Source organism: Streptomyces hiroshimensis (assembly GCF_014650335.1).
Lineage (GTDB): Bacteria > Actinomycetota > Actinomycetes > Streptomycetales > Streptomycetaceae > Streptomyces > Streptomyces hiroshimensis.
On record NZ_BMUT01000029.1, the window covers coordinates 1 to 16,083 of the forward strand.

The window sequence follows — 16,083 nt, forward strand, 5'->3', positions numbered from 1 at the left end:
GGAGAGGTTCCGGGGCCGCCGCCGTACGCGCGGGTCGTCACCCCTTCCAGCAGCGCTTCACGATGCCGTGCTCGGCCTCGAAGTTCAGCCGGCCCGCCCGGTACTCCATGGTGACGATCGTGCCGGGCGCGAGCGCCCGCACGGTGGCCCAGCCGCGGGCGCGGGCCCGCTCGGCCGCGGCGGCCGTGGCGAGGCCGACGTAGGCGGCGGGGTCGTCGTCGGGGTCGGCGGGGAGGTTCGGTAGAGGTGCCATGCCCGTCACCGTAGGCCGCCCCGCCGCCGGGCGGAAGCGGAGTCCGAAGCGGAGGCCCGGGGCGGGTGGAGCGCACAGCCGTGCCGCCGCAGTCCTGCGGCGGTCACACTTCTGTCACAGAGAACCCGTTGTGGTTTGCCGCGGAACGCTTCACCCCTTCGGGGATTACAGGGCCGCGCCGGGCATCTTCACCAATCCTCGGCGGGAAATGCACGGCTCCTTTTCCGGAGGTCCGCCGAAATCGCCCGGGATCGCACCGGAAAAGATGGCACAACGGGCGCGGAGGATATTGCGGATCCGTGTTCACGGTCACTGGAATAGCGACGTCCGGAAACATCCGGAATAAAGAATTCCTCTTTAGGGAGCGCCAGCCGGACCGGCCGCCCCCGCCCCCGGAACCCCAGGAGGCACCCTCGCGCGAGCGGCCCCCGGGCGAGCATCATGGCGTGAGCCCGAAAGCTGAGCCCGAAAGCCCGTCGAAGGTGACATCGAGGGAGCGCAGATGGGGACGGACACCGCGCAGGCGACCACCGGGCCGGTGCGGGAGCGCCGACCGGGCCGGATCGTGATCGACTGGCTCACCACGACCGACCACAAGACGATCGGCAACCTCTATCTGATCACCTCGTTCGCCTTCTTCCTGGCGGGCGGCCTGCTGGCGATGCTGATGCGGGCCGAGCTGGCCCGGCCGGGCCTGCAGCTGATGACCAACGAGTCGTTCAACGAGGCCTTCACGGCACACGGCACGATCATGCTGCTGCTCTTCGCGACCCCCGCCTTCGCGGGCTTCGCCAATGCGATCATGCCGCTGCAGATCGGCTCCCCGGACGTGGCCTTCCCCCGGCTCAACATGTTCGCGTACTGGCTGTATCTCTTCGGCGGCCTGATCGTCGTCTCCAGCCTGCTGATGCCGCAGGGCGGCGCCACCTTCGGCTGGACCGGCTACGCCCCGCTGAACAGCATGGTCCGCTCCCCCGGCATCGGCACCGATATGTGGATCATGGGGCTGGCGCTCTCCGGCTTCGGCACGATCCTCGGCGCGGTGAACTTCCTGACCACCATCATCGGGATGCGCGCCCCCGGGATGACGATGTTCCGGATGCCCGTCTTCACCTGGAACGTGCTCTTCACCTCGGTCCTGATCCTGCTGGCCTTCCCCGTCCTGGCGGCGTCGCTGCTGGTGCTGGAGGCGGACCGGCGGTTCTCGTCCCTGGTCTTCGACTCGGCGAGCGGCGGGGCGCTGCTGTGGCAGCACCTCTTCTGGTTCTTCGGCCACCCCGAGGTCTACATCATCGCGCTGCCGTTCTTCGGCATCATCAGCGAGATCATCCCGGTGTTCTCCCGGAAGCCGATCTTCGGCTATCTGTCGCTCGTCGGCGCCACCATGACCATCACGGCCCTGTCGCTGGTGGTCTGGGCGCACCACATGTTCGCCACGGGGGCGGTGCTGCTGCCCTTCTTCTCCTTCATGTCGTTCCTGATCGCGGTGCCCACCGGCGTGAAGTTCTTCAACTGGATCGGCACCATGCTGCACGGCTCGCTGTCGTTCGAGGCGCCGATGCTGTGGGCGGTGGGCTTCCTGGTGAGCTTCCTCTTCGGCGGGCTGACCGGGGTGATCCTCGCCTCGCCGCCGCTGGACTTCCACGTCACGGACACCTACTTCGTCGTCGCGCACTTCCACTACGTGGTGTTCGGGACGGTGGTGTTCGCGACGTTCGCGGGCTTCTACTTCTGGTGGCCCAAGCTCACGGGCAAGATGCTGGAGGAGCGGCTGGGGAAGATCCACTTCTGGACGCTGTTCATGGGCTTCCACCTCACCTTCCTCGTCCAGCACTGGCTGGGCGCCCAGGGCATGCCCCGGCGCTACTCCGACTACCTCGCCGCCGACGGCTTCACCGCCCTCAACACCGTGTCCACCATCGGCGCGTTCCTGCTCGGCCTGTCCAACCTGCCGTTCTTCTACAACATCTGGAAGACCGCCAAGTACGGCAAGCCCGTCGGGGTCGACGACCCCTGGGGGTTCGGCCGCTCCCTGGAGTGGGCCACGAGCTGCCCGCCGCCCCGGCACAACTTCACGGCCCTGCCCCGGATCCGCTCCGAGTCGCCCGCCTTCGACCTGCACCACCCGGAGGTGGCCAAGGTCAGTGCTCCGCAGACTGCGGAAGCGCCCGGGACAAGCGGTCCCTGACCTGGCGTATCCGTTCTACGAGCTCGGGCGGCTCCTGCACCTCGAAGTCGAAGCCCATCAGCACGATGTGCACGACCATCACATCGAGGGTGTGCGCGCCCGTCCTCAGCAGGCAGCTGCTGCCGTCCACCGCCTCCAGCGTCCCCGCGGCGGGCGGGACCTTCTGCTCGGCCACCTCCAGCGGCACGCGCAAGAGGACGGTGGCCCGCTCGGCGTAGGCCGTGGTGGACACGCCCCGGGAGACGTAGGCCGCCAGGTCCTCCGCCGGCGGGCGGCGGGGGGCGAAGCGCGGCCCGTGCGGGGGCGTCGGGGTGATGCGGTCCACGCGGAACGTCCGCCAGTCCTCGCGGTCGGTGTCCCACGCCACGAGGTACCAGCGGCGCTGCGCGGAGACCAGCCGGTGCGGCTCGACCGTACGGCGCGTGGAGTCGCCGTTGTGGTCGCGGTAGGCGAAGCGCAGCCGCTCGCCGTCCCGGCACGCGGCGGCCAGTTCGGTCAGCACCGCCGCGTCGACCGTGGGCCCCCGCTGTGCGGAGAGCATCGGCACGGTGAAGGCGTTGAGGGCGCTCACCCGCCGCCGCAGCCGTTCCGGCAGCACCTGTTCGAGCTTGGCGAGCGCCCGTACGGACGTCTCCTCGATGCCCTCGACGCCGCCCGCGGCCGCGGTCCGCAGACCCACGGTGACGGCCACGGCCTCCTCGTCGTCCAGCAGCAGCGGGGGCAGCTGCGCCCCCGGGCCGAGCCGGTAGCCGCCTGCCGTGCCGGGCGTGGAGTGCACGGGATAGCCGAGCTCGCGCAGCCGGTCGACGTCGCGGCGCACGGTGCGCGCGGTCACGCCGAGCCGGTCGGCGAGGTCGGGACCGGACCACTCGCGGTGGGCCTGCAGCAGGGACAGCAGACGGAGCAGACGTGCGGAGGTCTCCAGCATGGAAGAGAGTATGCCGACCACCGAGGACAGCTGCTGTCCTCGATCGGCCCGGCTGCCTCGATCGTCCCGGCCGTCCGGGACCCCGGCGGCCGGGACGTCAGCCCGCTGCGGGCGGGCGCTCCTCGATCCGGATCGCGAGGTCGTTGTCGGCGGTGTAGTACGGGCCGGCCTGCGCGGGCGCGTACGCGGCGTCGACGGGCAGCACGGGGTAGGTGAAGATCTGCTGCTTGTCCACGACGTCGTCGAGGAGGCGGGCGATGCGCGCGGGCTCCGAGCCGTCGGCCGGGCACAGCCACAGGTCCCAGACGTCCAGGCCGCCGTGCCACTCCTCGGCGAGGCGGGCGTACTCCAGGGTGAAGGAGAAGTCCTGGCCGTCGGCCTCCTCGGCGGAGGCGTCCTCGGCCCGCTTCTCCTGGGTGACCGGAGCCGTGACGACGAGGTCGGGCGCGCGGCGGCAGCGGGCCTCCACGACGGCCCCCGTGAGCCAGGCCGCCGGGTCCGCGACGCGGTGCAGGCGGCCGTGGGCGGTCAGCCCGGAGACGTCCGGGTGCAGGTCGCCCGCCTCGGCGTGCGGGCCGCGCAGCCAGCTGCGCAGGGAGAGGTTGCCGTGCTTGGTCGCGTACGGGATGCGGACCGACAGCGGCGAGGTGCTCGGCCCGGGTCTGCGGTCGACCAGCGATCTGAGGTCGGCCAGACCGGGCACGAGGCGGCGGGGCTCGGCGTCGGCGAAGGCGACGTAGACGTCCCAGCGGCCTTCGGGGAGCGCGACCGTGCTGGGCAGCACGGCGCGCAGCCGTCCCTCGCCGTCGGGCGCGAGCGGCAGGCGGATCTCCTCGGCCTCGTCGCCGCCGCCGCGGTGGCGCAGGACCAGCGCGGCGGTCCAGTGGTCCGGTTCGCTGAGGTCGAGTCCGGGGCCGGGGGCGTCGAGGTCGAAGGTGAGCCCGCCCGCGGAGTCCGCGATGCAGTCGGCGCGCGGCGGGGCCGGGGCAGACACGATGGTGCTCTCCTCGGGGGTGGTGGAGCCGCCGGATCCGGCGGCGTTCGCGGGCACGGAGGGTTTACCGGTCTCGGGGGTCATGCGGCACGCACCCGGCGCAGGGCGGAGCGGCTCGCGTCCGAGGTCTTGAACGCGCTGCTGAGCAGGGCGCCGCGGGTGCGGTGCAGCGAGCCGCGCAGGGAACCGCGGGCGGCCAGGTCGCCGAAGAGCTGCTCGTAGCGCCCGGCGACCTGCGCCGGGTCGAAGCGGGCGGAGCTCTCGAGCGCCGCCCGGCCCATCCGCTGCCGCAGCTCGTCGTCGTTGATCAGCTTCAGCAGACCGGCGGCGATCTTGTCGACCTTGCCGACCGGCACCAGCAGGCCGTCGACGCCGTCGCTGATGATCTCGCCGGGGCCGTGCGGGCAGTCGGTGGAGACCACCGGCAGGCCGCAGCGCATCGCCTCGACGATGGTCATGCCGAAGGACTCCAGGCTGGAGGTGACGGCGCCGATGGAGCCCTTGACCCACTCGGGGTCCAGCGGGTTGGCGGGGCCCATGAGGTAGATGTGGTTGTAGAGGCCGCGCTTGTCGATCAGGGCACGCAGCTTGGCGCGCTCGGCACCGGCACCGTAGATCCGCAGCTTCCAGTCGGGCCGCTCGGCCACGACCTTCTCGAAGGCGCGGATCAGGACGTCGTAGCGCTTGGCGGGGGCGAGCCGGCCGGCGGCGACCACCCACTTGCCGCTGCCGTCGGCCGGGGCCACGGCCGGGGCCGGGATGCTGTTGGGCACGGCCTCCACCCGCACTCCGGGCAGCCGCATCAGCTTGCGGTAGGTCGCGGCGTCGGCCTCCGTGACGGTGGTGACGGCGTCCAGCCGCGGGTAGTGCGTGCGCAGCGTCAGCTTGAGCGGCTGGGAGTGGGTGCTCAGCGTCAGGTGCTCCTGGCCGACCCGGACCGGGCCGCGGCGGGCCTGCTGGGCGATGTGCACGTTCAGGCCGGGGCGGGTGCCGACGATCACGTCGCAGTCCAGGGTGCGCAGGTGCTCCGCGATCCGCCGGTCGGTCAGGGCGCTGTACTGCTTGTAGCGCCCTTCGGCGGCGGGGAAGACCGTGGCCGGGCGCTCGTACTCGGGGTCGTCCCCCTCGTAGCCCGGGGTGCCCTTGCGCAGGTCGACCAGGTGGCGCAGGCGCACCTTGGCGCCCGGCGCGAACACCGGCTCCTCCCGGTGGCGGAAGACGGAGACGACCTCCACGTCGTGCTGCTCGGCGAGCGTGCTCGCGAGGTTGAACGTGGTCCGGATCGTCCCGCCGATGCCGTACGCGTTGTGAATCAGGAATGAGATGTGCATTCGTCCCCAGCCGTTTGCCGCGGACGTTCCTTCCAGCCCGCCTACCCAGAGATTAGACCGTGAGGGGGTGGGTGAGGTTGGCCCTGATCACCAACTCGTTACGCGTGACCCCTGCCACGGATCGCCCGTTGTGCTCTTACGAACCGGGAACCCCCGTGTGATACGCACCGATATCTAGGAGCCACCCGTGCCGCGCATGCTCGACGTCAGTGACGACGTCCGCGCCGAGATCGGCGACGAAGAGGCCGAACGACTGCTGGGCGGTGACAACGCCCCGGGCAGCTACGACTGCACCTCCTGCCGCACCCCCGGCGACACCGACCGCGAGCGCACCAGCACGGTGCTCTTCGTCGGCGAGGAGACGGCCGTGCTCGCCTTCGCCCACGCCGCCTGCATCCCCTCGCAGGTCGTCGCGGTCTCCGAGGAACAGCTGCAGGGCGCCGTGCGCTCCATCCAGGGCGAGGGCGACCAGGCGGGCGCCCCCCAGCTGCCCGCCCCCGCCACCATGCCGACGCTGACCACCGCGTCCGAGGGTCCCGTGCAGGCCGAGCTGGGCGTGACCAGCGGCCTGGTGCTGATCGGCGGCGAGCTGCACCCGGCGCTCGTCGTGGAGCCGCTCGGGCCCATCGCCCGCCCGGGCACGAACGGTCCGGTCGACGTCTTCCTGCCGCTCCTGATCGAGCAGGGCTTCGCGCCCGTCGCCACCGTGGAGCAGGTGCCGCCGTCCACGCCGGGCTGGTCCGTACTGCTGGCCATGGGGCAGCTGCACGCGATCCTGATGCCCGGCACCGTGGGCACCGCGCCCACCGCGTGGTGGCAGGCGCACCAGGCGATGCAGGTGGCCCCCGAGTGGCGCTCGGCGGTGAACAAGACCAAGCAGGTGCTGGTCTTCGCCGCGCCGGTGGGCACGATCGGCTCGCAGCCGCGTGAGGATCTGCTGCGCGAGGCGCTGGACCGGGCGGCGGCTGCCGGGCGGCTCGTCGCCGCGTCCATGCCGCTCGCGGGTACGTGACGGGCACCACCGTGCACCCCGTCCGCCACGCTCCGGCGGCCCATTACCGGCCGGGCCCGCATCCCCCGGGCCACGGGCTCGTTGGCTCGTATGTGCACTCATACGAGCCTGCCCCGCGGATTCCGTACCCGAACCACATCCCCGGCATGCGCCCACCCCGCGAAGCCACCCCGCAGAGCCACCCCGTCTCGGTCACCCCGATCTACGACGCGCTCTACTCCGAGTACCGCCGCTCGTTCCGGGCGCTCCCCTTCGACCGCTCGGGCGAGGAGGAGCTGAGGTTCGTGAGCTTCGGTCCGCAGCTCGGCTACGGGCAGTACGGCGGGCAGCAGGGCTATGCCGGCCAGCTGGGCTACCACGTCCACTCGGGCTACAACACCGCCTGGGACACGCATTACGGGCGGCAGCGCGGCGGGCATGTGCCCGCGGCGCTGCCGCCCGCTCCACGTGACGGCCGCTTGCGCGGCTATTAGCGACAGAGACCTGTGGGGGGCCTGAGGCCCCCCACAGACTCTTACTTCTTCTTGCCGCGCTTCTCGCGCACCCGCACCGGCTGCATCTCCCGGGGGATAACCCCCGGACCCCCAGCCGAATCCGCGGCGCGGCCTACTTCTTCTTGCCGCGCTTCTCGCGCACCCGCACCGAGATGTGGATCGGCGTCCCCTCGAAGCCGAACTCCTCACGGAGGCGGCGCTCCACGAAGCGCCGGTAGCCCGCCTCGATGAAGCCGGAGGCGAAGAGCACGAAGCGCGGGGGCTTGGTGCCCGCCTGGGTGCCGAAGAGGATGCGGGGCTGCTTGCCGCCGCGGATCGGGTGCGGGTGGGCCGCGACGAGCTCGCCGAGGAAGGCGTTCAGCCGCCCGGTCGGCACGCGCGTCTCCCAGCCCGCCAGCGCCGTCTCGATCGCCGGGACGAGCTTCTCCATGTGCCGGCCGGTCTGCGCCGAGACATTGACCCGCGGCGCCCACGCGATCTGCTGGAACTCGGTCTCGATCTCGCGCTCGAGGTAGTAGCGGCGCTCCTCGTCGAGGGTGTCCCACTTGTTGTACGCGATGACGATCGCGCGGCCGGCCTCGACGGCCATGGTGACGATGCGCTGGTCCTGGACGGAGATGGTCTCGCTCGCGTCGATCAGGATGACCGCGACCTCGGCCTTCTCGACCGCGGCGGCGGTGCGCAGGGAGGCGTAGTAGTCGGCGCCCTCCTGGAGGTGGACGCGCTTGCGGATGCCCGCGGTGTCCACGAACTTCCAGGTCACGCCGCCGAGCTCGATCAGCTCGTCGACGGGGTCGCGGGTGGTGCCGGCGAGCTCGTTGACGACGACGCGCTCCTCGCCGGCCACCTTGTTGAGCAGCGAGGACTTGCCGACGTTCGGGCGGCCGATCAGGGCGATGCGGCGCGGGCCGCCGACGGCGACGCCGAAGCGCTGGGCCGGGGCCTCGGGCAGGGCCTTGAGGACCTCGTCCAGCATGTCGCCGGTGCCACGGCCGTGCAGCGCGGAGACCGGCATCGGCTCACCGAGGCCCAGCGACCACAGCATGGCGGCGTCGGCCTCGGCGGAGGGGCCGTCGACCTTGTTGGCGCACAGCACGACGGGCTTGCCGGCCCGGCGCAGCAGCTTGACGACGGCCTCGTCGGTGTCGGTGGCGCCGACGGTGGCGTCCACGACGAAGACGACCGCGTCGGCGGCCTCGATGGCGAACTCGGCCTGCGCGGCGACGGAGGCGTCGATGCCGAGGACGTCCTGCTCCCAGCCGCCGGTGTCGACGACCTTGAAGCGGCGGCCGGCCCACTCGGCCTCGTAGGTGACGCGGTCGCGGGTGACGCCCGGGCGGTCCTCGACGACCGCCTCGCGGCGGCCGATGATGCGGTTCACGAGCGTCGACTTGCCGACGTTCGGGCGGCCGACGACGGCGAGCACCGGCAGCGGGCCGTGGCCGGCCTCGCCGAGGGCGCCCTCGATCTCCTCGGCCTCGAAACCCTCCTGCGCCGCGAGCTCCATGAACTCCGCGTACTCGGCGTCGCCAAGCTCACCGTGCTCGTCGCCGTGGATCTGGTCGTTCATGAAGTCCGTTCCTCGTTCGTATGGTCGGCGGACCCGCGGGCCCGCTACTAAGTCTCGTTCAGCGGCCGGTCAGCCGCTTGGCGTCCGCCAGGTGCGCGCTCAGCCGCTCCTGGATGCGCACCGTCGCCTCGTCCAGCGCCTTGCGCGTGCGCCGGCCGCTGCCGTCGCCCGCCTCGAAGGCGTCCCCGAAGACGACGTCGACCCGGCTGCGCAGCGGCGGCAGGCCCCGCACGAGGCGGCTCTTGCGCTCCGCACTGCCGAGCACCGCCACGGGCACGATCGGCGCCCCCGACCGCACCGCGAAGTAGGCGAGGCCGGCGCGCAGCGAGGCGAAGTCGCCCTCGCCCCGGGTGCCCTCGGGGAAGATCCCCAGGACGCCGCCGCCCTCCAGGACGCCGAGGGCCTCCGTGATCGCGGCGCGGTCGGCGCTCGTCCGGTCCACCTTCAGCTGGCCGATCCCGTCCAGGAACGGGCCGAGGGGGCCGACGAACGCCTCCTTCTTGATCAGGAAGTGCACCGGCCGGGGCGCGGTGCCCATCAGCATCGGGCCGTCGAGGTTGTGGGAGTGGTTCACCGCGAGGATGACCGGCCCCGCGGCGGGCACCCGCCAGGCGCCCAGCACACGCGGCTTCCACAGCCCGTACATCAGGCCTATGCCGATCCGCCGGCCGACGGCGGCACCCCCGGGGGACGCGGTCACGCGCTGCGGCGCTCCTCGACCAGGGTCACCACGCACTCGATGACCTGCTCCAGCGTGAGCTCCGTGGTGTCCACCTCGACCGCGTCGCCGGCCTTGGCCAGCGGCGAGGTCTTGCGGCCGGAGTCGGCGGCGTCGCGCTTGACGAGGGCGGCCTGGGTGGCGGCCAGGTCGGCGGCCTCCTTGCCCTTCAGCTCGCCGCTGCGGCGCGCGGCCCGCGCCTCGGCGGACGCCGTCAGGAAGATCTTGAGGTCGGCGTCGGGCAGCACGGTGGTGCCGATGTCACGGCCCTCGACGACGATGCCGGCCGGCGCCTCGGCGGCGATGGACCGCTGCAGCTCGGTCAGGCGCGAGCGCACCTCCGGGACGGCGCTCACGGCGCTGACCGCGGAGGTGACCTCCTGGGTGCGGATGGGGCCCACGGCGTCGGCGCCGTCGACCGTGATCGTCGGCGCGGACGGGTCGGTGCCGGAGACGATCTCGGGCTTGCCCGCGGCGTCGGCGACGGCCGCGGCGTCGTTCACGTCGATGCCGTTGCTCAGCATCCACCAGGTGATCGCGCGGTACTGCGCGCCGGTGTCCAGGTAACGCAGGCCGAGCTTGGCCGCGACGGCCTTGGACGTGCTGGACTTGCCCGTGCCGGAGGGGCCGTCGATGCCGACGATGACTGCTGCCGGAGCGGTCCGGGCGGCGGTTTCCACGGTGTCAGACACCTTCCTTGTGCACGGGGTGGGGTACGGGCGGCTCATATCAGCCTCCGACAAGGTTACTGTCTCGCGGGCGCGGCCCGAGCCGCGGCCGGGCGAGGCCGGGCCGGGCAAGGACTCTCGCGCCCTCGACGGGCTACTGCCGCAGCGACCAGCCCTGCTCGCGCAGGGCCGCGCTCAGCGACGGCACCGCGCCCGGCTCGACCATGAGCTGGATCAGACCCGCCTGCTGGCCCGTCGCGTGCTCGATGCGGACGTCCTCGATGTTCACGCCGGCCCGGCCCGCGTCGGCGAAGATCCGGGCGAGCTCGCCCGGCTGGTCGCCGATGAGGACGGAGACGGTCTCGTACGCGGCGGGAGCCGCACCGTGCTTGCCCGGGACGCGGCTGCGGCCCGCGTTGCCGCGCCGCAGCACGTCCTCCAGGCCGGCGGCGCCCTCGCCGCGCTTGTCCTCGTCCGCGGCCTCCAGGGCGCGCAGGGCCCGGACCGTCTCGTCGAGGTCGGCGGCGACGGCCGCGAGGATGTCGGCGACGGGGCCGGGGTTGGCCGAGAGGATCTCGACCCACAGCCGGGGGTCGGAGGCGGCGATCCGGGTCACGTCGCGGATGCCCTGGCCGCACAGGCGCACGGCCGTCTCGTCCGCCTCCTCCAGGCGGGCGGCGACCATGCTGGAGAGCAGGTGCGGGGTGTGCGAGACGAGGGCGACGGCCCGGTCGTGCTCGTCGGCGTCCATGACGACGGGGACCGCGCGGCACAGGGCGACGACCTCGAGGGCGAGGTTGAGGACCTCGGTGTCGGTGTCGCGGGTGGGCGTGAGCACCCAGGGGCGGCCCTCGAAGAGGTCGGCGGTGGCGGCCATGGGGCCGGAGCGCTCGCGGCCGGCCATCGGGTGCGAGCCGAGGTAGCCGGAGAGGTCGGCGCCGAGCGCCTCCAGCTCGCGGCGCGGCCCGCCCTTGACGCTCGCGACGTCGATGTAGCCGCGGCCGAGGCCGTCCCGGATCGCCCCGGCGAGCGTGGCCGCGACGTGCGCCGGCGGCACCGCGACGATCACCAGGTCGACCGGGCCCTCGGGGGCCTGGTCCGTCCCGGCGCCCCGGGCCGCGGCCGTCCGCGCCGCGTCCGGGTCGTGGTCCCTGAGGTGGACATGGACCCCGCGGCCCACGAGGGCGAGCGCGGCGGAGGTGCCGATCAGTCCGGTGCCGATGACGAGGGCGGTTCTCACTGAGAGTCCTTGCGAGGTGCGTGGAGCGTGACGGAGAGCGGGCCCGGCAAGCCTATCCAGCCGCTCCGCCGGCCGTGCGGGGCGGGCGCCCTGCGGACCCGGGCCGGGTGCCCTGCGGGACTGCCGGGCCCGCGTCCGGTACAACCGTGCACATGATCTACCACGTGGTGCCCCTGGACGACTGGCTGGCCGTGCCCGACCGCCCCTACTCCCCCGCCTCCCTCTCCGAGGACGGCTTCGTCCACTGCTCGCCCGACGAGGAGACGACGCTCGCCGTGGCCACGGCCTTCTACCGGAACGTGCCCGGCCCGCTCATGGTCCTCCTGATCGACGAGCACAAGCTGGACGTCCTGGTCCGCTGGGAGGCCGCCGACCCGGCCCCGCCGCCCGGCGTCGCCCCGGGCACGCAGTTCCCGCACGTCTTCGGGCGGATCAACCGGGACGCGGTGGAGGGAATGATGGAGATCCAGCGCGACGAGGACGGCCGCGCGACGGGCCTCGCGGTGTGGTCGTGACGCGCGTGAAGCCCCTCACGCCGGTCGCGCTGGTCACCGATCACACCGTCTACGCGTGCGTGATGGGCTCGCGGGCCTTCGGCCTGGCCACGGAGTCCAGCGATACGGACCGGCGCGGTGTGTACGTGGCGCCCACGCCCCTGTTCTGGGGCTTCGACAAGCCGCCGCCGCACGTGGAGGGGCCCGCCGAGGAGCAGTTCTCCTGGGAGCTGGAACGCTTCTGCGAGCTGGCGCTGCGGGGCAACCCGAACATCCTGGAGTGCCTGCACTCCCCGCTCGTCGAGCACGCCGACGACACGGGGCGCGAGCTGCTGGCCCTGCGGGAGGCGTTCCTCTCCCGCAGGGTCCACGAGACGTACGCGGGCTATGCGGCGGGCCAGCGCAGGAAGTTCGCGGCGGACGTGCGGGCGCACGGCACGCCGCGACGCTGGAAGCCCGTCATGCACGCGCTGCGGCTGCTGATGTGCGGCCGCGACCTGCTGCGCACGGGGTCGCTCGTGCTCGACGTCGGCGACATGCGCGAGCCGCTGCTGGCCGTACGGCGGGGCGAGGTGCCCTGGCCCGAGGCGGAGGCCTGGCTGGACCGCCTCACCGAAGAGGCCGGGGAGGCGGCCCGCACGAGCCCCCTCCCCGAAGAGCCGGACCACGCCCGCGTCGAGGACTTCCTCATACGCATACGCCGCGCTTCGGCGGGGGCGGGCTAGGAGGACGGGCCGACCGGCCGCCACGTGTGTGCCGGCGGTGCCGGGCCGGGGCCGAAGCCCCGGGCCCGGACCCGGACCGGCTAGAGGTCGACCTCGCGCATCAGCATGCCGACCTCGGTGTTCGTCAGGCGGCGGAGCCAGCCGGACTTCTGGTCGCCCAGGGCGATCGGGCCGAACGAGGTGCGGACCAGCTTCTCGACGGGGAAGCCCGCCTCGGAGAGCATGCGGCGCACGATGTGCTTGCGGCCCTCGTGGAGGGTGACCTCGACCAGGTAGTTCTTGCCGGTCTGCTGGATGACGCGGAAGTTGTCCGCGCGGGCGTAGCCGTCCTCCAGCTCGATGCCGTTCTTGAGCTGCTTGCCGATGTCGCGCGGCAGCGGCCCGGTGATGGCGGCGAGGTACGTCTTCTGCACGCCGTAGCGCGGGTGCGTCAGGCGGTGGGCCAGCTCGCCGTGGTTGGTGAGCAGGATGATGCCCTCGGTCTCCGTGTCGAGGCGGCCGACGTGGAAGAGCCGGGTCTCGCGGTTGGTGACGTAGTCGCCGAGGCACTGGCGGCCGTCGGGGTCCTCCATGGTGGAGACGACGCCGGCCGGCTTGTTGAGCGCGAAGAACAGGTAGGACTGGGTGGCGACGGTCAGGCCGTCGACCTTGATCTCGTCCTTCTCCGGGTCGACCCGCAGGCCCTGCTCGGTGACGATCCGGCCGTTGACCTCGACGCGGGCCTGCTCGACCAGCTCCTCGCAGGCGCGGCGCGAACCCATGCCGGCCCGGGCCAGCACCTTCTGCAGGCGCTCGCCTTCCTGCTCGGCGCCGGGGAAGGTCTTGGGAGTCTTCACCTGCGGCTTGTTGTGCCGCTCCCGGTTGCGCTCCTCGATCTTGGCGTCGAGCTCGCGCGGGCGGGCGGGGGCGTAGCCGTGGCCACGGGCGGGCCCGCTGCTACGGCCGCCGGAGCCTGCCGTGGAGCTCTTGCGGGGGCCGCCCTTGGCGCCGCCGCGGGCAGCCGCACCGCGGCCGCTCGTGGGGCCGGTGGTACGGCCGCTGGTGGCGCCGCCGCGCGTGCGCTCGGCGTCGGGGCCCACGTCGTAGCGACGCTCCTCGGGGCGCGGACGGCGCGGACGCTCCTGCGGCCTGTCGTCGCGCCGGTCACCGGAGCGGCCGCCGTCGTAGCGCCCGCCCTCCGAGCGACCGCCTTCGGAACGTCCGCCACCGGAGCGACCGCCACCGTAGCCGCCGCCACCGGAGCGACCGCCCTCGGAACGACCGCCCTCGGAACGACCGCCACCGTAGCTCCCGCCGCCGGAGCGGCCGCCGCTCTCGGGGCGCCCGCCGCCGGAACGGCCGCCGCCCGCGCGCCCGCCCCCGGACGCCGGACGTCCTCGCCCGCCCCGGTCGTCCCGGTTGCCGCTTCCGCTGTTCCTGCCGCTGCTTCGCATCAAAGTTCCGTCTTGTCGTCCGCTTCGGTGTCCGGTGCGTCCGGATCGAACGACGGCACACCTTCCTGAGTGTCGCCCTCGATCGCCTCCGCCTCGGGGAGGAAGGGCGCGAGCTCCGGGAGCTCGTGCAGGCCGCGCAGGCCCATGCGCTCCAGAAAGTAGTTCGTCGTCCTGTACAGGATCGCACCTGTTTCGGGTTCCGTCCCCGCCTCCTCCACCAGACCCCGCTGGAGGAGGGTGCGCATGACCCCGTCACAGTTCACGCCGCGCACCGCCGAGACCTTCGACCGGCTGACCGGCTGACGGTACGCGACGACGGCGAGGGTCTCCAGGGCGGCCTGGGTGAGCCGTGCCTGCTGGCCGTCGAGGACGAACGCCTCGACGGCGTCCGCGTAGGCCGGCCGGGTGAAGAAACGCCAGCCTCCGGCGACCTGCCGCAGCTCGAAACCGCGCCCCTGGGCGTCGTACTCCCCGGCCAGCCCGGCCAGGGCCGCGGCGATCTCGCGGCGGGGGCGCTCCAGGACCCTGGCGAGGTGCTCCTCGGTGGCCGGCTCGTCGACGACCATGAGGACGGCTTCCAGGGCGGGCCCGAGGTCGAGCCGGGCCACGGCGGAGTCTCCCGCGAGCGCCTCTTCCGCCATTTCCGCTCCGCTCACTGTGCACTCTCCTCGGGCTCGGGCTCCGGCGCGCGGTCGAACTCGTCCGTCACCAGCGGTTCCGCCCCCTCGTCGCCCGTCCAGCTCACCGCCAGCTCCCCCAGGGCCTCGTCCTGGTCCAGGGCGACCACGCGCTCGCGGTAGAGCTCCAGCAGCGCCAGGAAGCGGGCGACGACGGTCAGGGTGTCGGGGGCGTCCCCGGCCAGCTCGCCGAAGGTGACCCGGCCCGCCACCCTCAGCCGGGCCACGACGACCCCGGCCTGCTCGCGGACGCTGACCAGCGGCGCGTGGATGTGGTCGACGTACACCTGCGGCGCAGGTCTGGGCCGCATGGCCTTGACGGCCAGCTCGGCCAGGCGCTCGGGCCCGATGCCGAGGACGACCTCGGGCAGCAGCTCCGCGTGGTGCGGCTCCAGGCCGACCGTACGGGGGAAGCGCCGCGCCTCCTCGTCCAGCCGGCCGCTGAAGATCTCCGCGACCCGCTTGTACGCCCGGTACTGCAGGAGACGGGCGAACAGCAGGTCGCGCGCCTCCAGGAGGGCGAGGTCGGCCTCGTCCTCCACGTCGGCGGCGGGCAGCAGACGGGCGGCCTTGAGGTCGAGCAGGGTCGCGGCGACCACCAGGAACTCGGTGGTCTGGTCCAGGTCGAAGTCGGGGCCCATGGCGCGGATGTGCGCCATGAACTCGTCGGTGACCTTGTGGAGGGCGACCTCCGTGACGTCCAGCTTGTGCTTGGCGATCAGCTGCAGCAGGAGGTCGAAGGGCCCTTCGAAGTTGTCGAGCCGGACGGTGAACCGGCCGTCGGCCGGGGCCTCCGGCTCGCCGGACGGCTCGGGCTCCGCTGCCACGGGCTGCTCAGGCTCCGCTGCCGCCGGCACCACGGGATCGGCTGCCGCAGGCTCCTCCGGCGGGGCCGGCTGCGCGACGGGGGCCTGCGGCTCGCGGGCTTCGTCCTCTCCTTCCCCGCCGGCAGGCGACGCCGAACCGGGGCCCAGGCCCAGGCGGCGGCGGGCCGAAGAGAAAGCTGAGCGCATCAGGGGTCCAGGGGCAGGCGGAAACGGGCCGTACGGCCAAGGGGCAGGCTACCGGCGGAAGCCGCCTAGCGGCCGCGCAGGCGCCGTACGAGGATGCTCGCGTCGCCCCGCGACTCCAGGTCGGCGAGGACGACCGCGACGGCCTCCCGCACGATCCTGCCGCGGTCGACCGCGAGCCCGTGCTCACCGCGCAGCACCAGGCGCGCGTGTTCGAGGTCCATGAGCTCCTCGGCGGAGACATAGACCGTGATCTTCTCGTCGTGGCGCTCCCGGCCGCTGGGCCGGCGGCCCGCCCCGCGCCCGCGGCGGCGGCCCTGCGCGGGCGCCGCGGCCTCGCCCTGGCCC

The 16,083-nt window shown here is 73.0% G+C and carries 16 protein-coding genes and 1 pseudogene; 5 read left to right on the forward strand and 12 right to left on the reverse strand.

Annotation, left to right across the window (positions count from 1 at the left end):
- Positions 1–37 precede the first annotated feature (37 nt).
- Positions 38–253, reverse strand: coding sequence for an I78 family peptidase inhibitor (locus IE241_RS33695; protein ID WP_190025687.1), 216 nt, complete (start codon positions 251–253; stop codon positions 38–40).
- A 502-nt stretch (positions 254–755) separates the two neighbouring features.
- Between IE241_RS33695 and ctaD the strand changes: the two genes are divergently transcribed.
- Positions 756–2,441 (forward strand): aa3-type cytochrome oxidase subunit I, encoded by a 1,686-nt coding sequence (gene ctaD / locus IE241_RS33700; protein WP_190025688.1) that lies wholly within the window; start codon positions 756–758, stop codon positions 2,439–2,441.
- Here ctaD and IE241_RS33705 read toward each other — a convergent pair.
- From IE241_RS33705 to IE241_RS33715, 3 genes are all read right to left on the reverse strand, one after another.
- Entirely contained in the window at positions 2,395–3,369 is a 975-nt protein-coding gene (locus tag IE241_RS33705) for a helix-turn-helix transcriptional regulator (protein ID WP_190025689.1), read from the reverse strand. The genes ctaD and IE241_RS33705 overlap by 47 nt on opposite strands.
- Before the next feature lie 97 nt (positions 3,370–3,466).
- The gene (locus tag IE241_RS33710; RefSeq protein ID WP_229900223.1) at positions 3,467–4,447 is read right to left on the reverse strand and encodes a hypothetical protein; all 981 of its coding nucleotides are present in this window, start codon (positions 4,445–4,447) and stop codon (positions 3,467–3,469) included.
- Entirely contained in the window at positions 4,444–5,694 is a 1,251-nt protein-coding gene (locus tag IE241_RS33715) for a glycosyltransferase family 4 protein (protein ID WP_190025690.1), read from the reverse strand. The genes IE241_RS33710 and IE241_RS33715 overlap by 4 nt, the downstream gene beginning before the upstream one ends.
- A gap of 187 nt (positions 5,695–5,881) precedes the next feature.
- Between IE241_RS33715 and IE241_RS33720 the strand changes: the two genes are divergently transcribed.
- The gene (locus IE241_RS33720; protein WP_190025691.1) at positions 5,882–6,706 is read left to right on the forward strand and encodes a DUF8842 C-terminal domain-containing protein; all 825 of its coding nucleotides are present in this window, start codon (positions 5,882–5,884) and stop codon (positions 6,704–6,706) included.
- Positions 6,707–6,852: 146 nt separating this feature from the next.
- Positions 6,853–7,179 (forward strand): hypothetical protein, encoded by a 327-nt coding sequence (locus tag IE241_RS33725; RefSeq protein ID WP_229900225.1) that lies wholly within the window; start codon positions 6,853–6,855, stop codon positions 7,177–7,179.
- 133 nt (positions 7,180–7,312) lie between these two features.
- On the opposite strand, the gene der is transcribed toward IE241_RS33725, so the two are convergent.
- The 4 genes from der to IE241_RS33745 all read right to left on the reverse strand — a co-directional run bounded on the left by der (position 7,313) and on the right by IE241_RS33745 (position 11,396).
- Positions 7,313–8,770, reverse strand: coding sequence for a ribosome biogenesis GTPase Der (der, locus tag IE241_RS33730; RefSeq protein WP_190025693.1), 1,458 nt, complete (start codon positions 8,768–8,770; stop codon positions 7,313–7,315).
- 58 nt (positions 8,771–8,828) lie between these two features.
- Positions 8,829–9,416 (reverse strand): lysophospholipid acyltransferase family protein, encoded by a 588-nt coding sequence (locus IE241_RS33735; protein ID WP_229900227.1) that lies wholly within the window; start codon positions 9,414–9,416, stop codon positions 8,829–8,831.
- A 50-nt stretch (positions 9,417–9,466) separates the two neighbouring features.
- A complete protein-coding gene (gene cmk, locus IE241_RS33740; protein ID WP_190025695.1) occupies positions 9,467–10,180 on the reverse strand; it encodes a (d)CMP kinase in 714 nt (237 codons plus the stop codon).
- Positions 10,181–10,310: 130 nt separating this feature from the next.
- Positions 10,311–11,396 carry a prephenate dehydrogenase gene (locus tag IE241_RS33745; RefSeq protein ID WP_190025696.1) on the reverse strand — a complete coding sequence of 362 codons (1,086 nt, stop codon included), beginning with the start codon at positions 11,394–11,396 and terminating at the stop codon, positions 10,311–10,313.
- A gap of 152 nt (positions 11,397–11,548) precedes the next feature.
- On the opposite strand from IE241_RS33745, the gene IE241_RS33750 reads away from it, so the two are divergent.
- Both IE241_RS33750 and IE241_RS33755 read left to right on the forward strand, forming a co-directional pair.
- Positions 11,549–11,911 (forward strand): DUF952 domain-containing protein, encoded by a 363-nt coding sequence (locus IE241_RS33750; protein WP_190025697.1) that lies wholly within the window; start codon positions 11,549–11,551, stop codon positions 11,909–11,911.
- A complete protein-coding gene (locus tag IE241_RS33755) occupies positions 11,908–12,615 on the forward strand; it encodes a nucleotidyltransferase domain-containing protein (protein ID WP_268254448.1) in 708 nt (235 codons plus the stop codon). The genes IE241_RS33750 and IE241_RS33755 overlap by 4 nt, the downstream gene beginning before the upstream one ends.
- 80 nt (positions 12,616–12,695) lie before the next feature.
- Here IE241_RS33755 and IE241_RS33760 read toward each other — a convergent pair whose 3' ends face one another.
- From IE241_RS33760 to IE241_RS33775, 4 genes and pseudogenes are all read right to left on the reverse strand, one after another.
- Positions 12,696–14,048: a pseudouridine synthase gene (locus IE241_RS33760; RefSeq protein WP_190025698.1), complete on the reverse strand. Its 1,353-nt coding sequence runs from the start codon at positions 14,046–14,048 to the stop codon at positions 12,696–12,698.
- On the reverse strand, positions 14,048–14,689 hold the full coding sequence (gene scpB, locus IE241_RS33765; protein ID WP_190025702.1) for an SMC-Scp complex subunit ScpB: 642 nt from the start codon (positions 14,687–14,689) through the stop codon (positions 14,048–14,050). The genes IE241_RS33760 and scpB overlap by 1 nt, the downstream gene beginning before the upstream one ends.
- 11 nt (positions 14,690–14,700) lie before the next feature.
- Positions 14,701–15,738, reverse strand: a complete 1,038-nt coding sequence (locus IE241_RS33770) for a segregation and condensation protein A (protein ID WP_190025699.1) — start codon at positions 15,736–15,738, stop codon at positions 14,701–14,703.
- Between the two features lie 65 nt (positions 15,739–15,803).
- Positions 15,804–16,083, reverse strand: a pseudogene (locus IE241_RS33775) (hypothetical protein); the annotation flags it as partial.

Coding starts and splice junctions, on each gene's coding strand:
- der (WP_190025693.1), bottom strand. CDS start 8,770: ATGAACGACCAGATCCACGGCGACGAGCACGGTGAGCTTGGCGACGCC.
- IE241_RS33715 (WP_190025690.1), bottom strand. CDS start 5,694: ATGCACATCTCATTCCTGATTCACAACGCGTACGGCATCGGCGGGACG.
- IE241_RS33710 (WP_229900223.1), bottom strand. CDS start 4,447: ATGACCCCCGAGACCGGTAAACCCTCCGTGCCCGCGAACGCCGCCGGA.
- IE241_RS33760 (WP_190025698.1), bottom strand. CDS start 14,048: ATGCGAAGCAGCGGCAGGAACAGCGGAAGCGGCAACCGGGACGACCGG.
- scpB (WP_190025702.1), bottom strand. CDS start 14,689: ATGGCGGAAGAGGCGCTCGCGGGAGACTCCGCCGTGGCCCGGCTCGAC.
- IE241_RS33750 (WP_190025697.1), top strand. CDS start 11,549: ATGATCTACCACGTGGTGCCCCTGGACGACTGGCTGGCCGTGCCCGAC.
- IE241_RS33735 (WP_229900227.1), bottom strand. CDS start 9,416: ATGTACGGGCTGTGGAAGCCGCGTGTGCTGGGCGCCTGGCGGGTGCCC.
- IE241_RS33770 (WP_190025699.1), bottom strand. CDS start 15,738: ATGCGCTCAGCTTTCTCTTCGGCCCGCCGCCGCCTGGGCCTGGGCCCC.
- IE241_RS33725 (WP_229900225.1), top strand. CDS start 6,853: ATGCGCCCACCCCGCGAAGCCACCCCGCAGAGCCACCCCGTCTCGGTC.
- IE241_RS33695 (WP_190025687.1), bottom strand. CDS start 253: ATGGCACCTCTACCGAACCTCCCCGCCGACCCCGACGACGACCCCGCC.
- IE241_RS33705 (WP_190025689.1), bottom strand. CDS start 3,369: ATGCTGGAGACCTCCGCACGTCTGCTCCGTCTGCTGTCCCTGCTGCAG.
- ctaD (WP_190025688.1), top strand. CDS start 756: ATGGGGACGGACACCGCGCAGGCGACCACCGGGCCGGTGCGGGAGCGC.